Genomic DNA, 26,126 nt, shown 5'->3' with positions numbered 1-26,126 from the left:
AATAGCCCGGCGGATTAGCGTCGCCGGGCATATCGTCAGGACGGAATAAACTGATACTCGGTCAGGCTGGCGTACTCCTCGCCGGGGCGAAGGATACAGTCAGGCTGCGGCCATTCAGGATGATTCGGGCTGTCCGGCAGCAGTTCGCTTTCCAGCGCCAGCCCTTGCCAGTCTGCATAAGGTTCTGGCCCGCGGGCAGGCGTACCCGCCAGATAATTGCCGGAATAAAACTGTAGCGCCGGGGCAGTGGTGTAAACCATCATTTGTAGCTTTCCATCCTGTGACCACAGACGGGCCGCCGGCTTTTTGCCATCACCCTGCGTCTGTAGCAGGAAAGCATGATCGTAGCCTTTAACCTTGCGCTGATCGTCATCGGCGAGAAACTCGCTGGCGATGACTTTTGGCATCCGGAAGTCAAATGAGGTGTTGGCCACCGATTTTAGCCCCTGACGTGGAATACCGTATTCATCTACTGGCAGATACTCATCCGCCAGAATTTGCAGCTTATGTTGACGCACGTCGGTCCGATCGCCGTCCAGATTAAAATAGACGTGGTTAGTCAAATTCACCGGACAGGGTTTATCGACCGTCGCACGGTAGGTGATGGAGATTCGATTGTCATCGGTCAGACGATATTGCGCCGTGGCGCAAAGATGGCCGGGAAAGCCCTGGTCGCCGTCATCAGAGGTGAGCGCGAATAATACCTGGCGATCGTTCTGATTCACAATTTGCCAGCGGCGCTTGTCAAAGCCTTCCGGTCCGCCGTGTAGCTGGTTTTCGCCCTGGCTTGGGCTTAACTGTACGGTTTCGCCGGCAAACGTATAGCAGCTATTGGCGATACGGTTCGCGTAACGGCCAATAGAGGCGCCGAGGAACGACGTCTGTTCAGAATAGTGTTCCGGGCTGGCACAGCCCAGCAATGCTTCCCGAACGCTGCCGTCAGACAGCGGAATACGGGCAGAAAGAAGAGTGGCTCCCCAGTCCATCAGCGTTACCACCATCCCTGCGCTGTTGCGCAGGGTTAACAGGCGGTACGGCTGACCATCGGGGGCTAGTGCGGGCGTTTCATTTAGCACTGTCCTGCTCCTTGCGACGGTTTGCATACATAAAAGGTTTCTTTGATACCGGTTTTCGCTTCGTACTGCTGCGCAACGGCCTGCTGAACGGCGGGAACCAGATCTTCCGGGATCAGCGCGACAACACATCCACCGAAGCCGCCGCCGGTCATGCGCACGCCGCCTTTATCGCCGATGGTCGCTTTGACGATGTCTACCAGCGTGTCTATCTGCGGGACGGTAATTTCGAAATCATCGCGCATCGAGGCATGGGATTCCGCCATCAGTTGGCCCATACGTTGCAAATCACCTTTCTCCAGCGCGCTTGCTGCTTCAACGGTGCGCGCATTTTCGCTCAATACATGGCGAACGCGTTTTGCGACTACCGGGTCCAGCTCGCTGGCAACGGCATTGAACGTCTCGAGGCTGACATCGCGCAGGGCCGGCTGCTGGAAGAAACGGGCGCCGGTTTCGCACTGTTCACGGCGGGTATTATACTCGCTGCCCACCAGAGTGCGCTTAAAGTTACTATTGATGATCACCACGGCGACGCCTTTCGGCATGGAAACCGCTTTGGCGCCGAGCGTACGGCAATCAATCAGCAACGCATGATCTTTTTTGCCGAGCGCAGAGATGAGCTGGTCCATAATGCCGCAGTTACAGCCGACAAACTGGTTCTCGGCCTCTTGTCCGTTGAGCGCAATTTGCGCGCCGTCCAGCGGCAGGTGATAAAGCTGCTGGAAGACGGTGCCCACCGCCACTTCCAGCGAGGCGGAGGAGCTTAACCCGGCGCCCTGCGGCACATTGCCGCTGATGACCATATCCACGCCGCCAAACGCGTTGTTACGCTGTTGCAGGTGTTTCACTACGCCGCGCACATAGTTAGACCACTGCTGGCTGTCGTGGGTCACGATCGGCGCATCCAGTGAAAATTCGTCCACCTGATTATCGTAATCGGCGGCAATCACCCGCACGGTACGATCGTCGCGCGGCGCACAGCTAATTACGGTCTGGTAATCGATAGCGCAGGGCAGAACAAAACCATCATTGTAATCAGTGTGCTCGCCGATCAGATTGACGCGGCCTGGCGCCTGAATCGTGTGGGTGGCAGGGTAGCCGAAAATTTCAGCAAACAGAGAGCGCGTTTTCTCTTTCAGATTCATTTTTATACTCCGGATTCGCGAAAATGGATGTCGCTGACCGCACGCAGGCGTTCAGCCGCTTGTTCTGCGGTTAAATCACGCTGGGTTTCCGCCAGCATCTCATAGCCGACCATAAATTTACGGACGGTCGCAGAGCGCAGCAGCGGTGGATAAAAGTGCGCGTGCAACTGCCAGTGCGCGTTTTCTTCACCGTTAAACGGCGCGCCGTGCCAGCCCATTGAGTAGGGGAAGGAACACTGAAACAGGTTGTCATAACGACTGGTCAGCTTTTTCAACGCCAGTGCCAAAGAGTCGCGCTGCTCGTCGCTTAAATCGGTAATGCGCAGGACATGCGTTTTGGGTAACAGTAGCGTTTCGAACGGCCACGCCGCCCAGTAAGGCACCACCGCCAGCCAGTGTTCGGTTTCGACCACGGTACGGCTGCCGTCCGCCAGTTCTCGCTGTACATAATCCACCAGCATTGGCGAACGCTGCTCGGTGAAATAGGCTTTTTGTAAACGATCTTCGCGTTCGGCCTCATTCGGCAGAAAGCTGTTGGCCCAGATCTGTCCATGCGGATGCGGGTTCGAACAGCCCATCGCCGCGCCTTTATTTTCAAAGACCTGCACCCACGGATAGGTTTTGCCTAACTCGGCGGTCTGCGTCTGCCAGGTTCTCACGATTTCCGTCAGCGCGGGCAGGCTCAACTCCGGCAGCGTTTTACTGTGATCGGGAGAAAAGCAGATCACGCGGCTGGTGCCGCGCGCGCTCTGACAGCGCATCAGCGGATCGTGGCTGTCCGGCGCATCCGGCGTGTCGGCCATCAGCGCCGCGAAATCGTTAGTAAAGACGTAAGTCCCTTTGTAATCGGGATTTTTATCGCCAGTCACACGCGTATTGCCCGCGCACAGGAAGCAGTCCGGATCGTGCGCCGGTAGTATTTGCTGAGACGGCGTTTCCTGCGCCCCCTGCCAGGGGCGTTTTGCGCGATGCGGCGAAACCAGAATCCACTGACCGGTAAGCGGGTTATAACGACGATGTGGATGATCGATGGGATTAAATGGGGTCATAACAACATCCTTAATCTGGGTATCCCTGCGGATGGCGTGACTGCCAGTGCCAGGTGTCCTGCGCCATTTCGTCAAGCGTGCGGGTGACACGCCAGTTCAGCTCGCGATCGGCTTTGCTGGCATCCGCCCAATACGCTGGCAGATCGCCGTCGCGACGCGGTGCGAAGTGGTAATTAATGGGCTTACCGCAGGCTTTACTAAAGGCGTTGACCACATCCAGTACGCTACTGCCGACGCCAGCGCCGAAGTTATAAATATGTACGCCGGGTTTGTCCGCCAGTTTTTCCATCGCCACGACGTGCCCGTCGGCTAAGTCCATAACGTGAATGTAATCGCGCACGCCGGTGCCATCTTCGGTCGGGTAATCGTTGCCGAAAACGGCGAGCGATTCGCGACGACCCACGGCGACCTGGGCGATATAGGGCATCAGGTTATTCGGAATACCTTGCGGATCTTCTCCCATGTCGCCCGACGGGTGCGCGCCGACCGGGTTGAAATAACGCAGCAGCGCAATACTCCACTCCGGCTGGGCTTTTTGCAGATCGGTGAGGATCTGTTCTACCATCAATTTACTTTTGCCATAGGGGCTTTGCGGCGTGCCGGTAGGAAAACTTTCGACGTAAGGAATTTTGGGCTGATCGCCATAAACAGTGGCGGAGGAGCTAAAAATAAGGTTTTTAACGTTGGCCGCACGCATTGCGCTGATCAACCGCAGCGTACCGTTGACGTTGTTGTCATAGTACTCCAGCGGCCTGGCGACCGATTCGCCGACGGCTTTCAGGCCGGCAAAGTGAATCACGGTATCAATCGCGTGATCGTGCAGAATTTCGGTTATAAGCGCTTCGTTGCGAATATCGCCTTCGACAAAGGTCGGGTGCTTACCGCCCAGACGTTCGATAACGGGCAGTACACTGCGCTTGCTGTTGCAGAGGTTATCGAGGATGACGACGTCATGACCATTTTGCAGCAATTGCACACAGGTATGACTTCCAATGTAACCGCTACCACCTGTAACCAATACTCTCATAATTCGCTCCGTTAAGCATATGGTATGGAATAACCATAGCATAACAAAGATGCGAAAAGTGTGACATGTAATAAATTAGTGGAATCGTTTACACTTGAGTTAGCTCACAAATAGTCGCCAATAATTTGATGATAAATCAATGGATTTTAGAATGATCACGCCTTTTATCTGAAAAAGCACGAAAAAAGGGCGCTTCACACGCCCCGGTTGGCATTAAGGTAACGTAGATTGCCGATAGAGATAGTGGTCGCCTTCTGGCACAAATTCCAGCCGATGGGTAATACAGGCAGGCGCATCCTCTGCATGATGGGAAACGAACAGCAGTTGGGTCTCTCCCTGGCGAATTAATACATCGACAAAACGGCGTACCAGTTGGCGGTTCAGCGGGTCGAGCCCTTGCAGCGGCTCATCCAGTATCAACACTGTCGGATGCTTAACCAGCGCGCGCACGATCAGCGCCAGCCTCTGCTGTCCCCAGGAGAGGCTGTGGAAGGGGGCATCCGCCGTACGCTTATCGATTCCCAGAATATCCAGCCACTGTTGCGCCAGCTTTCGTTGCCTGTCTGAAACGGCCTGGTAAATGCCGATAGAATCGAAATAGCCGGAGAGAATTACATTGCGCACCGTGGTACTGACGCGGTACTCCAGATGTAAACTGCTGCTGACGTAGCCGATATGTTTTTTGATATCCCAAATCGTTTCGCCGCTTCCTCGCCGCCGACCGAACAGAGTGAGATCGTTGCTGTAGCCTTGCGGATGATCGCCAGTAATAAGGCTAAGCAGCGTAGACTTACCCGCCCCGTTAGGACCGACGATCTGCCAGTGTTCGCCCGGATTTACTCGCCAGCTTAGATGGTGGAGGATAGGGCGATCGTTATACGAGACCACGCCATCGTTAAGTACGATCCGTGGTTCGCCATCGGGTAACGCATGGCGGGCGGGAGGTTCGTCCGGTTCGGGTAATTGTACGTCGGCCAGACGCTCGCTGTGCGCGAGTTGAGCGACCAACGCCCGTTGCAGCAACTCTGCCGTCGTTCCGGTTTCCGCCAGCGTACAGTCGGCAAGCACGCCGGCAAACTGAACAAAGTCCGGGATTTCATCAAAACGGTTGAGTACCAGCGCCAGGGTAATACCCGCCTGGCTCAACGCCGTCAGGCGTTGCGCCAGTTGTTGACGGGAGACCACGTCAAGCCCGTCGAACGGTTCATCGAGGATCAATAACTCCGGCTCAGACATCAGCGCCTGACACAGCAGCGCTTTCCGCGTCTCGCCGGTAGAAAGGTATTTAAAACGCCTGTCGAGTAAAGCGGAAATGCCGAACTGCTGCGCCAGCATCTCACAGCGGGCGGGATGGTGAACATCATCCTGAATAATTTCCGCGGTAGTGCGCCCGGTATCTTCTTCGCCAGGACTGAGCATATCGGTGTTATTACGTTGCCACTCATCGCTGACCAGCTTTTGCAATTGTTCAAAGGACAGACGAGTAATGCGGGTAAACCGACACTGGCGTTCGCCTTTTAATAGCGGCAGTTCACCCGCCAGCGCGCGGGCGAGTGCCGACTTCCCGCTCCCGTTAGCCCCAACGAATGCCCAGCTATCGCCCGCATTTAGCGTTAGCGAATCCAGATGAAGTGTTTTTGTATCGCTCAGACGAAACGTGCCTTGCGAAATTTGCAATGATGACATTTTGCATCCCATTTTTTGCAGCGATGAATGACAGGGATACGTCTTTCGGCAACGGATGTCAATGTGCTTAGCACAACGTCGCAATAATCACTCTGTCCGCATTAAACCAGGCAATAACGTCATCGCCTTCCTTTAACGTAGCGGCATCCGCAGTGGGTATAGTGGCGCACAGCGTCTGGCCGTCCGGCAGCGCCATCAACACTTCACACTGTTCTGCGCCGCGCTCAATATGGCTAATCGTTCCCGACAACTGATTGTCAGCGGCGCGCGCAATGGTTGCATCCCGGGTAATGCCAACCCACGGCGCTTTTAGCAGGATCAGCACTTCTTTACCTTCCTCCAGACCGAGTCGTTCGCCGCTTTGTGCCGTCAGCGCGACTTTGAGCCGCGTTTCGCCGTCGGCCAGCAATACGTCGACATGCTGTTGTACCTGATCGCGATCGCGTGCGGTAATGGTGCCGAACCACTGGTTGCGGGCACTGGTTTGCAGTGAAAAGCGGGAGATGGCGGCCAGCAGACTGTCAAGCGGCAGGGCGTCATCGTCGCTTAATACATCGAACGCTTTTTGCTGAATTTGGCCCAGCAGATCGTAAAGCTGGATCAGACGCTGGCCATAGCGGGTTAATACCGCGCCGCCACCGCCTTTGCCGCCCGTCGCGCGTTCAACCAGCATATGTTCGCTAAGCTGGTTCATGTCATTTATCGCATCCCAGGCGCTCTTATAGCTGATTCCCGCGTCTTTCGCGCCCTGACTAATAGAGCCGGAAAGCGCAATGTGTTTCAGCAGAGAGATACGTCGGGGATCGGCAAAAAGCTTTTGCTGAAGTTTCAGGGTAAGAAGGATTTCGGCCTGCATAACCAGCTCCTGGTAAAAAGGCTATTGTGACTGAAAAGCGCGCCAGCGCAAAGCCGACCGCACAAAAGGGGAGTGCTTTTCTGGGTTATGCGGTTAGAATATAAAAAGGACTATATCTGGAGTTGCCCATGTTAGAGTTATTAAAAAGTCTGGTATTTGCCGTCATCATGGTACCGGTAGTGATGGCCGTCATCCTCGGTCTGATTTACGGTCTGGGTGAGGTGTTCAACATTTTTTCCGGTATCGGTCAGAAAGACCAGTCCAGACAGAACCGCTGATTTCCCCAAACGCCCGCTCAGTCGGGCGTTTTTGTTACTCAAGATCCTGCTTTTCCTGCCGATATTTTCTGTGTTTAATCGTTAATGGGTATGAATAACCGCTGGGAAACCTCTGGAATTATCGTTATATTATCATTTACATAACGGAACGCAAAAGGAGTTACAGATGGCTCATTCCTGGTTACGCCTGGTCGCAGGGGCTACATTATCTTTCGCCATCGCTGGTCATGCGCTGGCGGATGAAGGCAAGATTACCGTATTTGCCGCCGCGTCGCTAACGAACGCGATGCAAGACATTGCGGCAGAATATAAAAAAGAGAAAAATGTGGATGTGGTCTCCTCATTCGCCTCCTCTTCAACACTGGCGCGCCAGATAGAAGCGGGCGCGCCGGCGGACCTGTTCATCTCTGCTGACCAAAAGTGGATGGATTACGCAGCCGATAAAAAAGCGGTGGATACCGCGACGCGTGAAACATTGCTTGGCAACAGCCTGGTGGTGGTGGCGCCGAAAGCCAGCGAGCAGAAACCGTTTACCATCGACAACAAAACGGACTGGATTCGTCTGCTGAACGGCGGGCGTCTGGCGGTGGGCGATCCGCAACACGTACCGGCGGGAATTTATGCCAAAGAAGCGCTGCAAAAGCTGGGCGCATGGCAAACGCTTGAACCGAAACTGGCGCCGGGCGAAGATGTGCGCGGCGCGCTGGCGCTGGTCGAACGTAACGAAGCGCCTTTGGGCATTGTATACGGTTCTGATGCGGTCGCCAGCAAGGGAGTCAACGTGGTGGCGACGTTCCCGGAAGATTCACATAAAAAAGTGGAATACCCCATCGCTATCGTGGAGGGGCATAAAAATGCGACCGTCAGCGCGTTCTATGATTACCTGAAAGGACCGCAGGCCTCGGCAATCTTTAAACGTTATGGATTTACGACGAAGTAATGATACTGACCGATCCAGAATGGCAGGCTGTCTTTCTTAGCCTGAAAGTGTCTTCCCTGGCCGTGCTGTTTAGCCTGCCGTTTGGGATCTTTTTTGCCTGGTTACTGGTGCGATGCCGGTTTCCGGGCAAAGCCTTACTTGATAGCGTCCTGCATCTGCCGCTGGTGCTGCCGCCGGTGGTGGTCGGCTATCTGCTGCTGGTGTCGATGGGGCGACGCGGATTTATTGGCCAGTGGCTGTATGACTGGTTCGGTCTCACGTTTGCCTTTAGCTGGCGCGGCGCCGTGCTGGCGGCGGCGGTGATGTCCTTCCCGCTGATGGTGCGGGCCATTCGGCTGGCGCTGGAGGGTGTGGATATCAAGCTTGAACAGGCCGCCAGAACGCTGGGCGCCGGGCGCTGGCGCGTTTTTCTGACTATCACCTTACCGCTTACCCTGCCGGGCATTATTGTCGGTACGGTGCTGGCGTTTGCCCGTTCGCTTGGCGAATTTGGCGCGACCATTACCTTTGTTTCCAATATTCCGGGCGAAACCCGCACCATACCTTCCGCCATGTATACCTTGATCCAGACGCCTGGCGGGGAGAGCGCGGCGGCGAGGCTGTGCGTGATTTCGATTGTATTAGCTCTGATTTCGCTGCTGATTTCTGAATGGCTGGCGCGGATTAGCCGTGAACGGACGGGGCGCTAACCATGCTGGAGCTTAATTTTTCCCAGACGCTGGGAACGCACTGTTTAACCCTCAACGAAACGCTGCCAGCCAGTGGAATCACGGCTATCTTTGGCGTCTCCGGCGCAGGAAAAACCTCGCTGATTAATGCCATCAGCGGTTTGACTCGCCCGCAAAAAGGACGCATTGCGCTGAATGGCCGGGTGTTGCATGACGCGGAAAACGGCATCTGTTTAACGCCGGAAAAACGCCGCATCGGTTATGTTTTCCAGGATGCGCGCCTGTTCCCTCATTACAAAGTACGCGGCAATTTGCGCTATGGCATGGCGAAAAGCATGAGCGGTCAGTTTGACAAACTGGTGTCACTGCTGGGAATTGAGGCGTTGCTTGACCGCCTGCCGGGGAGCTTGTCCGGCGGGGAAAAACAGCGCGTGGCGATAGGCCGGGCATTGCTCACCGCCCCGGAGCTGTTGTTGTTGGACGAACCGTTGGCCTCGCTGGATATCCCGCGTAAACGCGAATTACTGCCGTACCTGCAACGGCTGGCGCGGGAAATCAATATTCCCATGCTGTATGTCAGCCATTCTCTCGATGAAATTCTCCACCTGGCGGATAAAGTCATGGTGCTGGAAGACGGTCAGGTTAAAGCGTTTGGCCCGCTGGAAGAGGTCTGGGGCAGCAGCGTCATGCACCCGTGGCTGCCAAAAGAGCAACAGAGCAGTATTCTGAAAGTCAGCGTACTGGAGCATCACCCGCATTACGCTATGACCGCCCTGGCGCTTGGCGACCAGCACCTGTGGGTGAATAAACTCAGTCAGCCGCTGCAATCCACGCTGCGTATTCGTATTCAGGCGTCGGATGTCTCGTTGGTACTACAGCCGCCGCAGCAGACCAGTATCCGCAACGTATTGCGGGCAAAAGTGGCGAATTGTTATGACGATAACGGACAGGTGGAAGTCCAGCTTGAGATAGGCGGTAGAACGCTGTGGGCGCGAATAAGCCCGTGGGCCAGGGATGAGTTGAGTATCAAGCCTGGCCTGTGGCTTTACGCGCAGGTGAAAAGCGTTTCTATCACCGCCTGACTATAGCAGGTGCGTGTAAATAAATTTTGCGATGCTATCGGTGGTGTTATCGCCGATCACGACGTCAGCGCGCGCTTTCACCGCATCGTCGGCGTTCCCCATCGCAACGCCGGTGCCTGCCGCCTCCAGCATACTGATGTCGTTGTAGTTATCGCCGAAAGCGATCACATTCTTCATTGACCATCCCTGCGCTTCTATCCACTGGGTAAGGCGCTTGCCTTTACTATTGCCCTGGCGAGCGATATCCACCTGATCGTGCCATGACCATTCACACTCCAGGCCCAGCACCTGTTCAACATGCTGACCGAACCGCTGTAGCCTGGGAATATCTTCATCGGTAAGCGCAAACTTCCACACGGCGTTCACGTCGCGCGCCGCCTGCGCCAGCGAAGAGACCTGCGTAAAGGTCGGACGTTGTTCCGGCGGCAAGGTTTGCGCCCACCGGGAGGTACGCACGACGTGACCGGTCGGGCGCTCGTAAAGCATAGCGTCATCAACATACATCAGGCCGTGAATCTGATGCTCATCCAGTAAATCAATCAACTGCAACGCCTTATCCACGGGCATAGGATCGGCATCCAGCACCGTTTTCGCTTGATAATCATACAAATAGGTGCCGTTGCAGCAAATAGCAGGTGTTTCCAGCGCCAGCGCCTGATAAAAAGGATGAATAGCAACATGATGGCGGCCGGTAACGATGATAAGTTGAAAGCCCGCTTCTCTGGCGCGTGAAAGCGCATCGAGTGAGGAGGGGAGTAAGGTTTTTTGCGGAGTTAATAACGTTCCGTCTAAATCGAGGGCAATCACGCGTGCAGTCATAATTTTTTCCAGATTAAGAGTAATAATTCCGTCTGTCGGCATGGTACACCGGGACGGTAAGCAGACAAAATTCTGCGTCTGAATTCAGCATTTGCCGTCAAAAGCGACTACGTTAAGCTGTATCCTGTCATTGCAGCTACATGCCATATGCAAAGGAGTATTCATGAAACAAACAGTCTATACCGCCAGTCCTGAGAGTCAGCAAATTCACGTCTGGAGCCTGAATCACGAAGGGACGCTGACACTGGTGCAGGTAGTGGATGTGCCCGGTCAGGTTCAGCCGATGGTGGTCAGTCCGGATAAACGCTACCTCTATGTCGGCGTGCGCCCGGAGTTTCGTGTGCTGGCGTATCGTATTGCGCCGGATGATGGCGCGCTGACGTTTGCCGCCGAATCCGCCCTGCCGGGTAGCCCGACCCATATTTCTACCGATCATCATGGTCGTTTTGTCTTTGTCGGATCGTATAACGCCGGTAATGTCAGCGTGACGCGTTTACAGGATGGTCTGCCGGTTGAGCTGGTGGATGTGGTGGAGGGGTTGGACGGATGTCACTCGGCGAATATTACGCCTGATAACCGTACTCTGTGGGTGCCTGCACTGAAACAGGATCGCATTTGTCTGTTTACGCTAAGCGATGACGGTCATCTGGTGGCCCAGGAGCCGGCGGAAGTGAATACGGTTGAAGGGGCTGGCCCGCGCCATATGGCCTTCCACCCGAATCAACAATATGCGTATTGCGTCAATGAGCTGAACAGTTCGGTGGATGTCTGGCAGCTTAAAAATCCGCATGGCGAGATAGAGTGCGTACAAACGCTGGATATGATGCCCGCCGATTTTTCCGATACGCGCTGGGCGGCGGATATTCATATTACGCCGGATGGACGGCATCTGTATGCCTGTGACCGCACCGCCAGTCTGATTACCGTCTTCAGCGTCTCCGAAGACGGCAGCGTACTGAGCGTTGAAGGCTTCCAGCCGACGGAAGCCCAACCGCGCGGCTTTAATATCGATCACAGCGGGAAATACCTGATTGCTGCGGGTCAAAAGTCACATCATATCGCGGTCTATGAAATTACAGGCACCCAGGGACTGCTGACGGAAAAAGGTCGTTATGCCGTCGGCCAGGGGCCGATGTGGGTTGTGGTGAACGCGTACTAAAGACGCTGTCTGCCGGATGGCGGCGGCGAGCTTGTTAAACAACTGCTGAATGATACCTGGGATATTGATTATCCCGATGTGGTCGCCGTGTATCTGACCGGCCAGCCGGCGGCGTATGTAGGGCCGCAGGATGTTGCGTTGGCGATGATCGCGCTGCCTTTCCACCCCAGCAACGTCTATGAAAGCGATACTTTAAATGAAAATCTGGCGGATATTCTTCGCCAGACGGAAATAGAATCGGCGCGCATGACGCAGCAGACGCTTATTTATGGACCCAACATTAAAGACTGGCTGGCGTCAGGCACGCTGACAGAGAATACTCTATTCAGGGTCTGCTCGAAAATTCTCGATAAGGTGACTACCATCGACGAGTCGCTCCCTTCCGGCGAGACTTCCTCTTACCGCTCAAATCCGGTGGGGCTGGCGGAATTTACCCTCTCGCACCGCGTCCGGGCTATATCGGCAGAAGTAAAGCCGTCGCCGCGCTGGAAAAACGGCGACAGGACGGCGAGGCCGCCGAACTGGCCCCGATGTTCGCGTGTATTCAGCAGATTGCTGGTCAGGAAAATGTACGCCCCGAGGATACCGGGATAGGGAGCTTGATTTATGCCGTTAAACCGGGGGACGGCTCGGTGCGGGAACAGGCGGCAAGCCTGATCAATTTCAATAAACACCGCTTGCAGTAAAACCACGGGCCGCCGCATCTGATGCGGCGGCCCGTTTATAAGCCTGAACCGGAACTGCGATTACTGCTTAGGTTCCGCCACCACGTTACTGCCTACACCGCGGTTGTTGTATTCCCACATGCGGTTGTAGTTAGTGTCGTTCAGATTACGCTGTACCTCGCCTTTGTCATCCACGGTTCCCGTATTTCCGGCAAACGGACGTTTCGAGATGACCGCGTAGGCCCACGGTTTGGCGACGTTGAAGCCCTCGTTAATCACGCTGTCGCGGATCACCACCTGACCGTTGGTGTTGGCGTCGACATCCAGCGAGCGGCCAAGCTGCGCAACGCCATCGCCGGATGCGTTAAAGCGGCTGTTGATCGCCAGGAAGCCATAGTAAATATTGGACAGCGTCGCCGGGGCGAAGACGTAGGCTTCCTGCTGTGTGCGTGAGTTGACGACCTGGAAGTTGGTGTTATCGAACACCACGGCGCCGCGTCCGGAAACCATATCCACATCACCTTCAATATAGCTATTCGTCACCAGCGTACGCGGCTGGCGATCGGTTTGCAGACGGTTCTGCACGCCGCTGTTGGTCACAAAGAAGGTGTTCTGGCGGCCAAGGATATTTACCTTGTTAATCTGGACTTTATCGCCATCGGTACGCAGCGCCACCGCCGGATGGTTTCCAGCATCGACGCTGTCGCCCAATGTGTTTTCGATGGTCAGATTCTGTAGCTGCAGGCCGTTATTCTGCGACCAGAACGCGGCAGAACACATCACACCGATCGTCGTAGCGTGTTTGCTTTGGCAGTTATCGAACATATACCAGGCGGGTTTACCTGGCATATATTTCCCGCCGGGATTCACCGCGCGGCGCCAGTCAGCGGCACTCATTTCACCATCAATCGCCATACCAATTTTCACATCGATCGGTTTTTCACCGGTCCCGTACAGGGTCAGACTTCCCGGCGCGGCGGGAACATACACGGTCCCCTGATAGTCGCCCGGCATAATAGCGATGTACTGGCGTTTGTTCGTGCGTTTAACCATTGCCGCATCGACGGCGGCCTGAATCGAGGTGTGCGTAACGCCAGGCGTACCTGCCGGACCCACGACAAAGTCAGGCTGCGCGGGTAGGGTAATCGGCGACGGCGACCACGGGGCGGTATTCGGCGTCAGGGAGGCAAAATAGTGCGCCGCAACGAAGTTTTTCGCTTCCTTTGCCGACAGAATCGGGCGCGAGGCGGTGCCAGGCGCGGTTTGATCGGAAGGGATCTGATCGGGTGGCGTAGAGCTACAGGCGCTCAGCGTCACGCCAAAAGCCACTGCCAGCGCCAGACGGGAAACCGATAATGTATTCACAGGTTGCTCCGGGCTTGAAAAAGTTAAATGACATCCATTGAAGCCTGCTTTTTTATACTAAGTTGAACGAAACGGGAAGGCGAAAAGGTAAAAAGTTCCTTTTCAGGCTGGAAACACCTTTAGCATCAGATGGTTTTGTCACAATTAAGTAACAACTTTCGCACTTTGAGTTGACAATCTGGAGCAGAAAGAAAATAAATGTCTATACAACTCATGACAGGCAAGAGAGCGACAGGAATGCGGCAACTTTTACCGGGCGATACTGTCTGGCGAAACATCAGGCTGGCGACAATGGACCCGCAGCGGCAAGCCCCGTATGGGCTGGTGGATAACCAGGCGCTGATTGTGCGCGGAGGGCATATTTGCGATATCGTGCCAGAGACGCAGCTTCCCGTCAGCGGGGACAATATTCATGATATGCAGGGACGACTGGTAACGCCGGGACTTATCGATTGCCACACGCATCTGGTGTTTGCCGGCAACCGCGCCGGAGAGTGGGAGCAGCGGCTTAACGGCGCGTCATACCAGCATATTAGCGCTCAGGGCGGCGGCATTAACGCGACGGTATCAGCGACCCGCGCCTGTGCGGAGGAGACGCTCTATTGGCTGGCGCGCGAACGCATGATGCGTCTTGCCAACGAAGGCGTCACGCTGCTGGAGATTAAATCCGGCTACGGTCTGGAACTGGCGACAGAAGAAAAGCTGTTGCGCGTCGCTGCAAAGCTTGCCGCCGAAAACGCTATCGACATTAGCCCCACGCTGCTTGCCGCTCATGCCACGCCAGCGGAGTATCGTGACGATCCGGACGGCTACATCGCTCTGGTCTGCGAGACGATGATTCCGCAGCTATGGAAAAAAGGGCTATTTGATGCGGTAGACCTCTTTTGCGAGAGCGTCGGCTTTAATGTGGCGCAGAGTGAGCGCGTATTGCAGACGGCGCAGGCGTTAGGTATTCCCGTTAAAGGCCATGTTGAGCAGCTTTCGCTATTGGGCGGCGCGCAGTTAGTGAGTCGTTATCAGGGCTTATCGGCGGATCATATCGAATATCTTGATGAAGCGGGCGTCGCGGCGATGCGTGACGGCGGTACTGTCGGCGTGCTATTGCCCGGCGCGTTTTATTTTCTGCGCGAGACGCAGCGTCCGCCAGTGGAACTGCTACGCCGCTATCAGGTGCCTGTCGCCGTCGCCAGCGATTTCAATCCCGGCACCAGTCCGTTTTGCAGTTTGCATCTGGCGATGAACATGGCCTGCGTACAGTTTGGTCTGACACCGGAAGAGGCATGGGTGGGCGTTACACGCCATGCCGCACGCGCGCTAGGAAGACAGGCGACGCATGGGCAGATCAGGGCCGGCTACCGGGCGGATTTTGTCGTATGGGATGCTGAACAACCGGTAGAGATAGTGTATGAGCCGGGACGTAATCCTTTATATCAGCGGGTATACCGGGGGCAAATCACATGATGCAATGGTATCCGGCTTCCCTGGCGCTTTGGCAGGGGCGCGATGACAGCACAGAAGCGCCGGATGCGCGGCGTCTGTTTCAGACCGTAACGCGCAGCGAGGCTTTTGTGCCCGAAAACTGGCCGCAACAGATCGCGTTAATGGGATTTGCCTGCGATGAAGGGGTAAAACGCAATGCAGGCCGTCCCGGCGCGGCAGGCGCCCCGGACGCGTTGCGTAAAGCGCTGGCGAATATGGCCTGCCATGATGGTCATGAGCGGCTGGTGGATTTAGGCAATTGGGTTGCGCCGACGCCCGATCTGGAAGGCGCGCAGCAGGCTTTGCGCGATGCGGTAAGCCGTTGTCTGCGGGCCGGGATGCACACGCTGGTGCTGGGCGGCGGTCATGAAACCGCGTTTGGACACGGCGCGGGTGTGCTGGACGCGTTTGCGCAGGAGAGCGTAGGGATCATTAATCTTGATGCGCATCTGGATCTCCGTCAGGCCGATCGGGCGACGTCCGGTACGCCGTTTCGTCAACTGGCGCAGCTATGCGACGCGCAGCGCCGCGCGTTTCATTATGCCTGTTTCGGCGTGAGCCGTGCGGCGAATACGCGGGCGTTATGGCGGGAAGCGACGCGGCGGAATGTTACCGTGGTGGAGGATCTGGACTGCCATGACGCTCTGGCGCAGATGACGCAGTTTATCGACAAGGTGGATAAAATTTATCTGACTATCGATCTCGACGTATTGCCTGTCTGGGAAATGCCGGCCGTCTCCGCTCCCGCCGCTCCGGGCGTGCCGCTGATACAGGTTCTGCGTTTAATTGAGCCGGTTTGCCGCAGCGGAAAATTACAGGCGGCGGATCTGGTTGAATTTAATCCACACTTTGATGAAGATGGCGCAGCGGCGCGCGTGGCGGCGCGGCTTGGCTGGCAAATTGCGCACTGGTGGCGTTAATCTGTCATCCCGGAAAATACTATCTGCATAAGGAAGGCTTCACGCATGTATTCATCCCGATCCCGTTCTGCACCTGCCCCTTTTTACGAAACGGTGAAACAGGACATCTGTAAAAAAATTGCCGGCGGCGTCTGGCAACCGCACGATCGCATTCCGTCTGAAGCCGAGCTGGTCGCCCAGTATGGCTTTAGCCGAATGACCATCAACCGGGCGCTACGCGAGCTGACGGATGAAGGCTGGCTGGTGCGTTTACAGGGCGTGGGGACGTTTGTCGCCGAACCAAAAGGCCAGTCCGCGCTGTTTGAAGTCCGCAGTATCGCCGAGGAGATTGCCGCCCGTCATCATCAGCATCGTTGTGAGGTACTGACGCTGGAGCGCGTGCGGGCAAACGTCGTACAGGCCAGCGCTCTCAACGTCAATGAGAGCGATGTCATTTTCCATTCCATCATGGTGCATTATGAAAACGATCTGCCGGTACAAATTGAAGATCGCTGCGTGAATGCGGATATTGCCGTGGATTACCTGACGCAGGATTACCGTCAGACCACTCCACACGCTTATTTGTCGCGGATCGCGCCGCTAACGGAAGGGGAACATATTGTGGAGGCCGTGCGCGCCACGGCGCAAGAGTGCGCGTGGTTAACTATCAAAGAGCATGAGCCCTGCCTGCTCATTCGTCGTACGACCTGGTCCGCGTCGCAGATTGTCTCTCACGCCCGCTTACTTTTCCCCGGGTCGCGCTACCGGTTACAGGGACGATTTATCTCCTGAGCGGGCCGCTGCCGGAAAACGTGATTGCTGACACAATATAACGAAATTGTATCATTTTTGTTAATTTTATTCTTGTTCTTACTTGTATAGACAAGTATATGTCTGGTTCTTATCTGTGGGTCTGCGGCAGTGCCTGATAGTGACGTTTTAGCGTTATTCGGCGATGGCAGACCGATAATAATGAGGAGTCATTGCTATGCCTGAAAGTAAGTGTCGTCAGCAGACTATCCGCGCTCCCAGAGGCACGGTATTAACGGCGAAAAGCTGGCTAACTGAAGCCCCGCTGCGGATGTTAATGAATAATCTTGATCCTGATGTGGCGGAAAATCCGCATGAGCTGGTGGTCTACGGCGGAATTGGTCGCGCCGCGCGCAACTGGGAATGCTATGACGCTATTGTTGATTCGCTAACCCGGCTGGAGGCGGACGAAACGTTGCTTATTCAGTCTGGCAAACCGGTCGGCGTATTTAAAACGCACGACAACGCGCCGCGGGTATTAATCGCCAACTCCAACCTTGTCCCCCACTGGGCGACATGGGAACACTTTAACGAACTGGATGCGAAAGGGCTGGCGATGTACGGTCAGATGACGGCCGGAAGCTGGATCTATATCGGCAGCCAGGGAATCGTGCAGGGAACATATGAAACCTTTGTCGAGGCGGGGCGTCAGCACTATAACGGCACGCTGGCGGGACGTTGGGTGCTTACTGCCGGACTGGGCGGCATGGGCGGCGCGCAACCGCTAGCTGCGACGCTGGCCGGAGCGTGTTCGCTGACGATTGAATGCCAGCAAAGCCGTATCGATTTTCGTCTGCGTACTCGCTACGTGGATGAGCAGGCCGCCACGCTGGATGACGCTCTGGCCCGCATTACGCACTACACCCGCGAGGGGAAAGCCGTGTCCGTGGCCCTGTGCGCGAACGCGGCGGATATCCTGCCGGAGCTGGTTAATCGTGGCGTGCGCCCGGACCTGGTGACCGATCAGACCAGCGCCCACGATCCGCTACATGGCTATTTGCCTTCCGGCTGGCGCTGGGAGGAGTATCAGGAAAACGCGCAATCCGATCCCCAGGGGACGATGCAGGCGGCGAAACGTTCAATGGCGGCGCACGTTCGGGCGATGCTGGCATTCAGTAAAATGGGCGTGCCGACCTTTGACTATGGCAACAATATTCGCCAGATGGCGAAAGAGATGGGGGTGGAAAATGCCTTTGATTTTCCGGGATTTGTGCCAGCCTATATTCGTCCGCTTTTTTGTCGAGGAATCGGGCCGTTTCGCTGGGTGGCGTTGTCCGGCGATCCGCAGGATATCTATAAAACCGATGCCAAAGTCAAAGAGATAGTGGCTGAGGATAAACATCTGCATCACTGGCTGGATATGGCGCGCGAGCGCATTCATTTTCAGGGACTACCGGCGCGTATCTGCTGGGTAGGTCTGGAGTGGCGGCAAAAACTGGGGCTGGCATTCAACGAAATGGTGCGCTGCGGCGAGGTATCCGCGCCCATTGTGATTGGCCGCGATCATCTGGATTCCGGTTCTGTCGCCAGTCCTAACCGTGAAACCGAAGCGATGCGCGACGGTTCCGACGCGGTTTCCGACTGGCCGTTGTTAAATGCGTTGCTCAATACCGCCAGCGGGGCGACATGGGTATCGCTCCATCATGGCGGTGGGGTGGGGATGGGTTTTTCGCAACACGCCGGTATGGTGATTGTCTGTGATGGCACTGACGAGGCCGCTGCGCGTATTCGCCGCGTGTTACACAACGATCCGGCGACGGGCGTCATGCGCCATGCCGATGCCGGGTATGATCTCGCGGTGGAATGCGCTGTTGAGCAAGGTTTACATCTACCCATGGTTGCGGCGACGCAGGGGAAAGGCTGATATGAATACCATGACACTCACTCCGGGGCAGTTAAGCCTCTCTCAACTGTACGACGTCTGGCGTCATCCGGTACAGCTTCGCCTGGACGCCAGCGCCATTGACGGCATTAATGCCAGCGTCGCGTGCGTCAATGATATCGTTGCCGAAGGGCGTACCGCCTACGGCATCAACACCGGTTTCGGCCTGCTGGCGCAGACGCGCATCGCCGATGAAGACTTGCAAAATCTACAGCGATCGCTGGTGTTGTCTCACGCAGCGGGCGTAGGCGACCCACTGGATGACGCGATGGTACGTCTGATCATGGTATTGAAAATCAATAGCCTGGCACGCGGGTTTTCCGGGATTCGGTTGAGCGTGATAGAAGCGCTCATCGCTCTGGTGAATGCCGGAGTGTACTCGCTGATTCCGGCAAAAGGGTCGGTCGGCGCGTCGGGCGACTTAGCGCCGCTGGCACATCTGTCGCTGACGCTGCTTGGCGAAGGAAAAGCGCGCTGGCAGGGCGAATGGCTTCCGGCGCAGATGGCGCTAAAAAAGGCCGGACTGGAGCCTGTCGCGCTGGCGGCCAAAGAGGGGCTGGCGTTGCTTAACGGCACCCAGGCGTCAACGGCCTTCGCGCTGCGCGGCTTATTTGAGGCGCAGGAGTTATTTGCCTCCGCCGTCGTCTGCGGCGCGCTGACCACCGAAGCCGTACTGGGATCGCGCCGTCCTTTTGATGCGCGTATTCATGCCGCGCGCGGACAGCAGGGGCAAATTGACGCCGCGCGGTTGTTCCGGCATCTGTTGACCGATACCAGCGCCATTGCTGAATCACATCACCATTGCAATAAAGTTCAGGACCCGTATTCCCTTCGTTGCCAGCCGCAGGTGATGGGCGCTTGTCTGACCCAGTTACGCCAGACGAAAGAGGTGCTATTAGCTGAGGCCAACGCGGTGTCCGATAATCCTCTGGTCTTTGCCGATGCGGGGGAGGTGATCTCCGGCGGTAATTTCCATGCTGAACCGGTCGCTATGGCGGCGGATAATCTGGCGCTGGCGATAGCGGAAATCGGCGCGCTGTCGGAGCGGCGCATCGCGCTGATGATGGATAAACATATGTCGCAGCTACCGCCGTTTCTGGTGAAAAATGGCGGCGTTAATTCCGGTTTTATGATTGCCCAGGTCACCGCCGCGGCGCTCGCCAGCGAGAATAAAGCGCTGGCGCACCCGCACAGCGTGGATAGCCTGCCGACCTCGGCGAATCAGGAAGATCATGTCTCAATGGCCCCGTCGGCAGGGCGGCGACTCTGGGAAATGGCGGCGAATACCCGCGGCGTCATTGCCGTGGAGTGGCTGGCTGCCTGTCAGGGGATAGATTTACGGGAAGGGTTAACCTCCAGCCCGTTACTGGAACAGGCGCGGCAGATACTGCGCGAACAGGTGGCGCACTATACGCAGGATCGTTTTTTCGCGCCCGATATTGAGTGTGCGACGACGCTGCTGGCGCAAGGCGCGTTACAGCGTCTGGTGCCGGACTTTATGTGAATGCTGCCGCATGGCGAGGCGGTTACTCGACCTACCCAACCCGTTGGCAGGGTAAGACGTTTACGCCGCCATCCGGCACAGCGTTTAACTGAATATCGCCGTTATCGAGGCGCTGGCGAGCGAATGGAAATGCACGTTAAAGCCAACCATTGCGCCGCTGGCGTCTTCATCAACGTCAAGACGTTCGACGTCCAGCGCGTGAACCGTAAAGATATAGCGATGCGTTTCCCCTTTAGGCGGCGCCGCGCCGCCGTAACCCGCTTTACCGAAATCGGTACGCGTCTGAATGACGCCGTCTGGTACGGCCACCAGACCTGAGCCGAACCCCTGGGTCAGTACGCGCGTATCCGCCGGGAGGTTAACCACCACCCAGTGCCACCAGCCGGAGCCGGTTGGCGCGTCAGGATCGTAACAGGTCACGACAAAACTTTTGGTGCCCATCGGTACTTCGTCCCAGGCCAGATGTGGCGAAATATTATCGCCATCATAGCCCATACCGTTAAAAACGTGACGATGAGGAAGTTTATCCCCATCGCGCAGATCGTTGCTGATAAGTTTCATGCGCTCTCCTTTTGACTCACCAGAAGTGTAGCCAGAAGCCGCGCCGCTTACCGCTGATTAATGGCTAAAAAATGTTTCATTGTGTACCGCGTCATTAACCGCCTGGGTCAGACGGCGCAACTGCTCTGGACGAATAATGTAGGGCGGCATCAGATAGATTAGTTTGCCGAACGGCCTGATCCAGACGCCTTGCCCGACGAAGAAGCGCTGAAGCGCCGCCATATTGACCGGATGTGTGGTTTCAACCACCCCAATCGCGCCCAACACCCGCACATCCGCCACCCAGGGCGAACGTTGTGCGGGGGCTAACTCAGCGCGTAACTGAGACTCGATGGACGCCACCTGTTGGCGCCATTCGCCGCTTTCCAGCAGCGTCAGGCTGGCGCAGGCGGCGGCGCAGGCCAGCGGATTCCCCATAAACGTCGGGCCATGCATAAAACACCCCGCCTCGCCGTTGCTAATAGTCTCTGCAACCTGGCGTGTGGTGAGCGTTGCCGAGAGGGTCATGGTGCCGCCGGTTAACGCTTTGCCGAGACACAGAATATCCGGCGCGATCCCGGCGTGCTCGCAGGCGAACAGTTTGCCGGTACGGCCAAACCCGGTGGCTATTTCATCGGCAATCAGCAGAATGCCTTCGCGATCGCACATGTTACGGATACGCCTGAGCCATTGTGGATGATATATGCGCATCCCGCCCGCGCCCTGGACGATGGGTTCCAGAATCACGGCAGCTATTTCATGGCGATGCGCGGCCATCAGGCGGGCAAATGGCGCAATGTCGCTTTCATCCCATTCGCCATCCATCCGGCTTTGCGGCGCCGGCGCGAACAGATTTTCCGGCAGATAGCCTTTCCACAAGCTGTGCATGGAGTTATCCGGATCGCACACTGACATCGCGCCGAACGTGTCGCCATGATAACCGTTGCGGAACGTCAGGAAACGCTGACGCGATTCGCCCCGCGCCCGCCAGTATTGCAGCGCCATCTTCATGGCCACCTCCACCGACACCGAACCGGAGTCGGCCAAAAAGACACACTCCAGCGGCTCAGGCGTTATCGCGACCAGTTTACGGCACAGATTCACCGCAGGCTTGTGGGTTATGCCGCCGAACATCACATGCGACATGGCGTCAATTTGCGATTTCATCGCCGCGTTCAATTGCGGGTGGTTGTAACCATGAATGGCCGCCCACCAGGAGGACATCCCCTCAATCAGGCGTTCGCCCGAGGCGAGGATCAGTTCGCAGCCTTCGGCCCGCTCAACGGGATATACCGGCAGCGGCGAGGTCATGGAAGTGTAAGGATGCCAAATATGGCGTTTATCGAAGGCAAGATCGTCCGTTGTCATAATCGACTTGTAAACCAAATTAAAAAGATTTAGGTTTACGAGTCTACACCATATCAAAAACAAACAACATATTTTGGAGAAGCCCGATGGCTCGCCACCCACGCTGGACACTGTCGCAAGTAACCGAATTATTTGAAAAACCACTGCTGGAATTGCTGTTTGAAGCGCAGCAAATTCATCGCCAGCATTTCGACCCACAGCAGATACAGGTCAGTACGCTGTTGTCGATTAAAACCGGTGCCTGCCCGGAGGATTGTAAATACTGCCCGCAGAGCTCGCGCTATAAAACCGGACTGGAAGCCGAGCGTTTAATGGAGGTCGAGCAGGTACTGGACTCCGCCCGCAAAGCGAAAAACGCTGGTTCGACCCGCTTCTGTATGGGGGCGGCCTGGAAGAATCCGCATGAACGCGATATGCCTTATCTGGAGCAGATTGTACAGGGCGTCAAAGCGATGGGGCTGGAAACATGTATGACGCTCGGCATGTTGAACGAGAGCCAGGCGCAGCGTCTGGCTAACGCCGGGCTGGATTACTACAACCACAACCTCGATACCTCGCCGGAGTTTTACGGCAATATCATCACCACCCGTACCTATCAGGAGCGCCTCGACACGCTGGAAAAAGTCCGTGAAGCAGGGATTAAAGTGTGCTCCGGCGGCATTGTCGGTCTGGGCGAAACGGTCAACGATCGCGCCGGACTGTTGTTGCAGCTCGCGAATCTGCCGACGCCGCCGGAAAGTGTGCCAATCAACATGCTCGTGAAGGTGAAAGGCACGCCGCTTGCGGATAACGATGACGTGGATGCGTTTGATTTTATTCGTACTATCGCCGTGGCGCGCATCATGATGCCGACCTCATACGTGCGTCTTTCTGCAGGGCGTGAACAGATGAACGAGCAGACTCAGGCGATGTGTTTTATGGCCGGGGCGAACTCGATTTTCTATGGCTGCAAATTGTTAACTACGCCAAATCCGGCAGAGGACAAGGATCTGCAGTTATTCCGCAAGCTGGGACTGAATCCGCAGCAGACCAGGGTGCTGGCGGGCGATAACGAGCAGCAGCAACGTCTGGAGCAGACGCTGATGACGCCGGACACTGATGATTATTACAACGCGGCAGCATTATGAGTTGGCAACAACGCGTCGACGATGCGCTGACGGCGCGTCGGGCGACGGATACGTTGCGCCGCCGCTATGTGGTGTCGCAGGGCGCCGGACGCTGGCTGGTAGCGAACGGGCGACAGTATCTTAACTTCTCCAGCAATGATTACCTCGGCTTAAGTCAGCATCCGCAGATCATTCGCGCCTGGCAACAGGCGGCGACGCGTTTTGGCGTCGGCAGCGGCGGGTCGGGGCATATCAGCGGTTATTCCGTGGCGCACCAGGCGTTAGAGGAGGAACTGGCGCAATGGTTAGGATATCCGCGCGCGTTGCTGTTTATCTCTGGCTTTGCGGCGAATCAGGCGGTTATTACCGCGTTAATGAAAAAAAACGACCGGATTGTGGCCGACAGGTTGAGTCATGCTTCGTTGCTGGAGGCCGCTAATCAGAGTCCGGCGCAGCTTCGTCGCTTTATCCATAATGATACGCGGCATCTGTCGCGTTTACTGCAATCGCCCTGCCTGGGTCAGAAACTGGTCGTGACGGAAGGTATGTACAGTATGGACGGCGATAGCGCGCCGCTGGCGGAAATCCAGCACATTGCCCACAAGCATCATGCCTGGCTGTTGGTTGATGATGCGCACGGCATCGGCGTGACTGGCGATGAGGGGCGGGGCACCTGCTGGCAACAGGGGGTGAAGCCTGAGTTGCTGGTGGTGACTTTCGGTAAAGGATTTGGCGTCAGCGGCGCCGCGGTGCTCTGTTCGGAAAGCGTCGCGGATTATCTGCTGCAATTCGCCCGTCATCTGGTTTACAGCACCAGTATGCCCCCCGCGCAGGCGCAGGCGTTAAGCGCCTCGCTGGCCGTGATCCGTAGCGATGAAGGTTGTGAACGGCGCGAAAAACTCGCCGCTCTGGTTCAGCGCTTTCGGGCGGGCGTTAACGCGTCCCGATTTACGCTACTGAATGCCCATAGTGCCATCCAGCCGTTAATGGTGGGCGATAACAGCCGCGCGCTGCGCCTGGCGGAGGCGCTGCGTCGACAAGGATGCTGGGCGACGGCGATTCGCCCGCCGACGGTGCCTGTCGGTACGGCGCGCCTGCGCTTAACGTTAACGCAGGCGCATGAAGCGTGCGATATTGATCGTCTGCTGGAGGTGCTGCATGGCGCAGGTGAATAAGCAGGCTATTGCGGCGGCGTTTGGCCGGGCCGCATCGCAATATGAACAGCACGCCTCTTTGCAGCAACACAGCGCGGATGCGCTGCTGACGCTGTTGGCAGGCCGTCACTTTGCCAGTGTATTGGACGCAGGCTGTGGCCCCGGACGTATGAGCCGTTACTGGCGTGAACGGGGGAGCGAAGTGACTGCCCTGGATCTTTCGCTGCCGATGCTGCAACAGGCGCGCGATCGTAAGGCGGCGCATCACTATTTGCTGGCGGATATCGAAGCGATTCCCCATGACGCCGGCATTTTTGACCTGGCCTGGAGCAACCTGGCGGTCCAGTGGTGCGGTGATTTACGCGACGCGTTGAGCGAGTTGTACCGGGTCGTACGGCCCGGCGGCGTGGTGGCATTTACCACGTTGTGCCAGGGATCGTTGCCGGAACTGCGTCAGGCATGGCAGGCCGTCGATAATCGCGCTCACGCGAATAGCTTTTTGCCGGAAGAGGCAATTGACCACGCGCTACGCGGCTGGCGGGCGTATCGTCATACTCAGGCGATGACATTGTGGTTTGAGGATGCCCTGAGCGCGATGCGCTCGCTCAAAGGAATTGGCGCCACTCATCTTCATGAAGGGCGGGAGTCTGATGTGTTAACCCGCGCCCGGCTTAGAAAAATTCAGTTGGCATGGCCGCAGCGGCAGGGGAAATATCCGCTGACGTACCATCTTTTTATGGGAGTGATTGAACGTGACTAAACGCTATTTCGTCACCGGTACTGATACCGAAGTCGGTAAAACGGTCGCCAGTTGCGCCTTATTGCAGGCCGCAACGCAGTTAGGTTATCAAACCGTAGGCTATAAGCCCGTCGCTTCCGGCAGCGAAATGACAACCGACGGGCTACGCAATAGCGATGCGTTGGCCTTGCAGCGTAACAGCAGCCTGCCGCAACCTTATTCTGCTATCAATCCTTATACTTTTGCCGAGCCTACCTCTCCCCACATCGTTAGCGCCGACGAAGGCCGGACGATAGAGGCGGCGGTGTTATCACGCGGATTGCGAACGCTGGAGGCGCAGGCAGATTGGGTGTTGACAGAAGGGGCAGGCGGCTGGTTTACGCCGCTCTCTGCCACACTGACGTTTGCCGACTGGGTACAGGCGGAGCGGTTGCCGGTGATTCTGGTCGTTGGCGTCAAGCTGGGCTGTATTAATCACGCCATGCTGACGGCGCTGGCGGTAAAACAGGCCGGGTTGCCGCTTGCCGGATGGATAGCCAACGACGTACAGCCGCCGGGCGCGCGTCATAGTGAATATCTCGCTACGCTTCGCCGCGTCATACCGGCCCCGCTATTAGGGGAAATTCCGTGGCTGGGCGTTTCCCCCTCTCAGGCTGCAACAGGACAGTATCTTGATCTTAGCCCCCTGGAGCGGTCATAACCTCGCTTAAAAACCGCCTTCTTGCAGGATCAGACGATCCTGCTGTTCTTTCGCCAGACCCTCCTGGCTTCATCCTGATAAAAATGTGCAAAATGTGAGCGTGTACGCATCAGTTTTTCCCGCTACGTTAGCC

The 26,126-nt window shown here is 56.4% G+C and carries 24 protein-coding genes and 1 pseudogene; 15 read left to right on the top strand and 10 right to left on the bottom strand.

Annotation, left to right across the window (positions count from 1 at the left end; translation table 11 throughout):
* Positions 1-35: 35 nt before the first annotated feature.
* From galM to modE, 6 genes are all read right to left on the bottom strand, one after another.
* On the bottom strand, positions 36-1,076 hold the full coding sequence (galM, locus tag ACE15A_RS15280; RefSeq protein WP_023248199.1) for a galactose-1-epimerase: 1,041 nt from the start codon (positions 1,074-1,076) through the stop codon (positions 36-38).
* The gene (gene galK / locus ACE15A_RS15275; RefSeq protein WP_053510121.1) at positions 1,070-2,218 is read right to left on the bottom strand and encodes a galactokinase; all 1,149 of its coding nucleotides are present in this window, start codon (positions 2,216-2,218) and stop codon (positions 1,070-1,072) included. Before galK ends, galM begins: the two co-directional genes overlap by 7 nt.
* 2 nt (positions 2,219-2,220) lie before the next feature.
* On the bottom strand, positions 2,221-3,267 hold the full coding sequence (galT, locus tag ACE15A_RS15270; protein ID WP_023248197.1) for a galactose-1-phosphate uridylyltransferase: 1,047 nt from the start codon (positions 3,265-3,267) through the stop codon (positions 2,221-2,223).
* Positions 3,268-3,277: 10 nt separating this feature from the next.
* Positions 3,278-4,294 carry a UDP-glucose 4-epimerase GalE gene (galE, locus tag ACE15A_RS15265; protein ID WP_064055744.1) on the bottom strand — a complete coding sequence of 339 codons (1,017 nt, stop codon included), beginning with the start codon at positions 4,292-4,294 and terminating at the stop codon, positions 3,278-3,280.
* A 213-nt stretch (positions 4,295-4,507) separates the two neighbouring features.
* On the bottom strand, positions 4,508-5,980 hold the full coding sequence (gene modF / locus ACE15A_RS15260) for a molybdate ABC transporter ATP-binding protein ModF (RefSeq protein ID WP_053510117.1): 1,473 nt from the start codon (positions 5,978-5,980) through the stop codon (positions 4,508-4,510).
* Between the two features lie 67 nt (positions 5,981-6,047).
* A complete protein-coding gene (gene modE / locus ACE15A_RS15255) occupies positions 6,048-6,836 on the bottom strand; it encodes a molybdenum-dependent transcriptional regulator (protein WP_023248194.1) in 789 nt (262 codons plus the stop codon).
* 128 nt (positions 6,837-6,964) lie between these two features.
* Here modE and ACE15A_RS15250 point away from each other — a divergent pair, with 128 nt between their 5' ends.
* The 4 genes from ACE15A_RS15250 to modC all read left to right on the top strand — a co-directional run bounded on the left by ACE15A_RS15250 (position 6,965) and on the right by modC (position 9,804).
* Positions 6,965-7,114: an AcrZ family multidrug efflux pump-associated protein gene (locus ACE15A_RS15250; RefSeq protein WP_053510115.1), complete on the top strand. Its 150-nt coding sequence runs from the start codon at positions 6,965-6,967 to the stop codon at positions 7,112-7,114.
* Positions 7,115-7,280: 166 nt separating this feature from the next.
* Positions 7,281-8,054: a molybdate ABC transporter substrate-binding protein gene (gene modA, locus ACE15A_RS15245; protein WP_023248192.1), complete on the top strand. Its 774-nt coding sequence runs from the start codon at positions 7,281-7,283 to the stop codon at positions 8,052-8,054.
* The gene (gene modB / locus ACE15A_RS15240; protein WP_000604021.1) at positions 8,054-8,743 is read left to right on the top strand and encodes a molybdate ABC transporter permease subunit; all 690 of its coding nucleotides are present in this window, start codon (positions 8,054-8,056) and stop codon (positions 8,741-8,743) included. The genes modA and modB overlap by 1 nt, the downstream gene beginning before the upstream one ends.
* Positions 8,744-8,745: 2 nt before the next feature.
* Positions 8,746-9,804 (top strand): molybdenum ABC transporter ATP-binding protein ModC, encoded by a 1,059-nt coding sequence (gene modC / locus ACE15A_RS15235; RefSeq protein ID WP_023248191.1) that lies wholly within the window; start codon positions 8,746-8,748, stop codon positions 9,802-9,804.
* On the opposite strand, the gene ACE15A_RS15230 is transcribed toward modC, so the two are convergent.
* A complete protein-coding gene (locus tag ACE15A_RS15230) occupies positions 9,805-10,623 on the bottom strand; it encodes a pyridoxal phosphatase (protein WP_053510139.1) in 819 nt (272 codons plus the stop codon). It lies immediately after the preceding gene.
* Positions 10,624-10,786: 163 nt separating this feature from the next.
* Between ACE15A_RS15230 and pgl the strand changes: the two genes are divergently transcribed.
* Both pgl and ACE15A_RS15220 read left to right on the top strand, forming a co-directional pair.
* Positions 10,787-11,782 (top strand): 6-phosphogluconolactonase, encoded by a 996-nt coding sequence (gene pgl, locus ACE15A_RS15225; protein WP_053510113.1) that lies wholly within the window; start codon positions 10,787-10,789, stop codon positions 11,780-11,782.
* A 15-nt stretch (positions 11,783-11,797) separates the two neighbouring features.
* Positions 11,798-12,435: pseudogene (locus ACE15A_RS15220) on the top strand (hypothetical protein); the annotation flags it as partial.
* Positions 12,436-12,528: 93 nt separating this feature from the next.
* On the opposite strand, the gene ACE15A_RS15215 reads toward ACE15A_RS15220, so the two are convergent.
* Positions 12,529-13,812: a putative acyl-CoA thioester hydrolase gene (locus tag ACE15A_RS15215; RefSeq protein WP_053510109.1), complete on the bottom strand. Its 1,284-nt coding sequence runs from the start codon at positions 13,810-13,812 to the stop codon at positions 12,529-12,531.
* 237 nt (positions 13,813-14,049) lie between these two features.
* Here ACE15A_RS15215 and hutI point away from each other — a divergent pair, with 237 nt between their 5' ends.
* From hutI to hutH, 5 genes are all read left to right on the top strand, one after another.
* A complete protein-coding gene (hutI, locus tag ACE15A_RS15210; RefSeq protein ID WP_023248185.1) occupies positions 14,050-15,273 on the top strand; it encodes an imidazolonepropionase in 1,224 nt (407 codons plus the stop codon).
* Positions 15,270-16,211 (top strand): formimidoylglutamase, encoded by a 942-nt coding sequence (gene hutG, locus ACE15A_RS15205; RefSeq protein WP_023248184.1) that lies wholly within the window; start codon positions 15,270-15,272, stop codon positions 16,209-16,211. Before hutI ends, hutG begins: the two co-directional genes overlap by 4 nt.
* Before the next feature lie 45 nt (positions 16,212-16,256).
* The gene (locus tag ACE15A_RS15200) at positions 16,257-16,982 is read left to right on the top strand and encodes a histidine utilization repressor (protein ID WP_023248183.1); all 726 of its coding nucleotides are present in this window, start codon (positions 16,257-16,259) and stop codon (positions 16,980-16,982) included.
* 196 nt (positions 16,983-17,178) lie between these two features.
* Entirely contained in the window at positions 17,179-18,864 is a 1,686-nt protein-coding gene (hutU, locus tag ACE15A_RS15195; protein ID WP_053510107.1) for a urocanate hydratase, read from the top strand.
* A 1-nt stretch (position 18,865) separates the two neighbouring features.
* Positions 18,866-20,386, top strand: a complete 1,521-nt coding sequence (gene hutH, locus ACE15A_RS15190) for a histidine ammonia-lyase (protein ID WP_053510105.1) — start codon at positions 18,866-18,868, stop codon at positions 20,384-20,386.
* Positions 20,387-20,470: 84 nt separating this feature from the next.
* On the opposite strand, the gene ACE15A_RS15185 is transcribed toward hutH, so the two are convergent.
* Entirely contained in the window at positions 20,471-20,947 is a 477-nt protein-coding gene (locus ACE15A_RS15185) for a kinase inhibitor (protein ID WP_053510103.1), read from the bottom strand.
* Positions 20,948-21,004: 57 nt separating this feature from the next.
* Positions 21,005-22,294, bottom strand: coding sequence for an adenosylmethionine--8-amino-7-oxononanoate transaminase (gene bioA, locus ACE15A_RS15180; protein WP_053510101.1), 1,290 nt, complete (start codon positions 22,292-22,294; stop codon positions 21,005-21,007).
* 86 nt (positions 22,295-22,380) lie between these two features.
* On the opposite strand from bioA, the gene bioB reads away from it, so the two are divergent.
* From bioB to bioD, 4 genes are read left to right on the top strand one after another with little or no spacing between them, the layout of a single operon-like run.
* Positions 22,381-23,421: a biotin synthase BioB gene (gene bioB / locus ACE15A_RS15175; protein WP_023248179.1), complete on the top strand. Its 1,041-nt coding sequence runs from the start codon at positions 22,381-22,383 to the stop codon at positions 23,419-23,421.
* A complete protein-coding gene (bioF, locus tag ACE15A_RS15170; RefSeq protein WP_023248178.1) occupies positions 23,418-24,575 on the top strand; it encodes an 8-amino-7-oxononanoate synthase in 1,158 nt (385 codons plus the stop codon). Before bioB ends, bioF begins: the two co-directional genes overlap by 4 nt.
* Positions 24,559-25,314: a malonyl-ACP O-methyltransferase BioC gene (gene bioC, locus ACE15A_RS15165; protein ID WP_023248177.1), complete on the top strand. Its 756-nt coding sequence runs from the start codon at positions 24,559-24,561 to the stop codon at positions 25,312-25,314. The genes bioF and bioC overlap by 17 nt, the downstream gene beginning before the upstream one ends.
* Entirely contained in the window at positions 25,307-25,993 is a 687-nt protein-coding gene (bioD, locus tag ACE15A_RS15160) for a dethiobiotin synthase (RefSeq protein WP_053510099.1), read from the top strand. The genes bioC and bioD overlap by 8 nt, the downstream gene beginning before the upstream one ends.
* Positions 25,994-26,126: the final 133 nt, after the last annotated feature.

Origin of the sequence: Salmonella sp. HY31 (assembly GCF_042604575.1) — a bacterium.
GTDB lineage: Bacteria > Pseudomonadota > Gammaproteobacteria > Enterobacterales > Enterobacteriaceae > Salmonella > Salmonella diarizonae.
This window is presented reverse-complemented; position numbering and strand designations above follow the sequence as displayed.

Coding starts and splice junctions, on each gene's coding strand:
- modA (WP_023248192.1), top strand. CDS start 7,281: ATGGCTCATTCCTGGTTACGCCTGGTCGCAGGGGCTACATTATCTTTC.
- bioC (WP_023248177.1), top strand. CDS start 24,559: ATGGCGCAGGTGAATAAGCAGGCTATTGCGGCGGCGTTTGGCCGGGCC.
- pgl (WP_053510113.1), top strand. CDS start 10,787: ATGAAACAAACAGTCTATACCGCCAGTCCTGAGAGTCAGCAAATTCAC.
- hutI (WP_023248185.1), top strand. CDS start 14,050: ATGCGGCAACTTTTACCGGGCGATACTGTCTGGCGAAACATCAGGCTG.
- bioB (WP_023248179.1), top strand. CDS start 22,381: ATGGCTCGCCACCCACGCTGGACACTGTCGCAAGTAACCGAATTATTT.
- galT (WP_023248197.1), bottom strand. CDS start 3,267: ATGACCCCATTTAATCCCATCGATCATCCACATCGTCGTTATAACCCG.
- modB (WP_000604021.1), top strand. CDS start 8,054: ATGATACTGACCGATCCAGAATGGCAGGCTGTCTTTCTTAGCCTGAAA.
- modE (WP_023248194.1), bottom strand. CDS start 6,836: ATGCAGGCCGAAATCCTTCTTACCCTGAAACTTCAGCAAAAGCTTTTT.
- hutU (WP_053510107.1), top strand. CDS start 17,179: ATGCCTGAAAGTAAGTGTCGTCAGCAGACTATCCGCGCTCCCAGAGGC.
- hutG (WP_023248184.1), top strand. CDS start 15,270: ATGATGCAATGGTATCCGGCTTCCCTGGCGCTTTGGCAGGGGCGCGAT.
- galE (WP_064055744.1), bottom strand. CDS start 4,294: ATGAGAGTATTGGTTACAGGTGGTAGCGGTTACATTGGAAGTCATACC.
- ACE15A_RS15185 (WP_053510103.1), bottom strand. CDS start 20,947: ATGAAACTTATCAGCAACGATCTGCGCGATGGGGATAAACTTCCTCAT.
- modC (WP_023248191.1), top strand. CDS start 8,746: ATGCTGGAGCTTAATTTTTCCCAGACGCTGGGAACGCACTGTTTAACC.
- bioA (WP_053510101.1), bottom strand. CDS start 22,294: ATGACAACGGACGATCTTGCCTTCGATAAACGCCATATTTGGCATCCT.
- hutH (WP_053510105.1), top strand. CDS start 18,866: ATGAATACCATGACACTCACTCCGGGGCAGTTAAGCCTCTCTCAACTG.
- ACE15A_RS15250 (WP_053510115.1), top strand. CDS start 6,965: ATGTTAGAGTTATTAAAAAGTCTGGTATTTGCCGTCATCATGGTACCG.
- galK (WP_053510121.1), bottom strand. CDS start 2,218: ATGAATCTGAAAGAGAAAACGCGCTCTCTGTTTGCTGAAATTTTCGGC.
- ACE15A_RS15200 (WP_023248183.1), top strand. CDS start 16,257: ATGTATTCATCCCGATCCCGTTCTGCACCTGCCCCTTTTTACGAAACG.
- bioF (WP_023248178.1), top strand. CDS start 23,418: ATGAGTTGGCAACAACGCGTCGACGATGCGCTGACGGCGCGTCGGGCG.
- ACE15A_RS15230 (WP_053510139.1), bottom strand. CDS start 10,623: ATGACTGCACGCGTGATTGCCCTCGATTTAGACGGAACGTTATTAACT.
- modF (WP_053510117.1), bottom strand. CDS start 5,980: ATGTCATCATTGCAAATTTCGCAAGGCACGTTTCGTCTGAGCGATACA.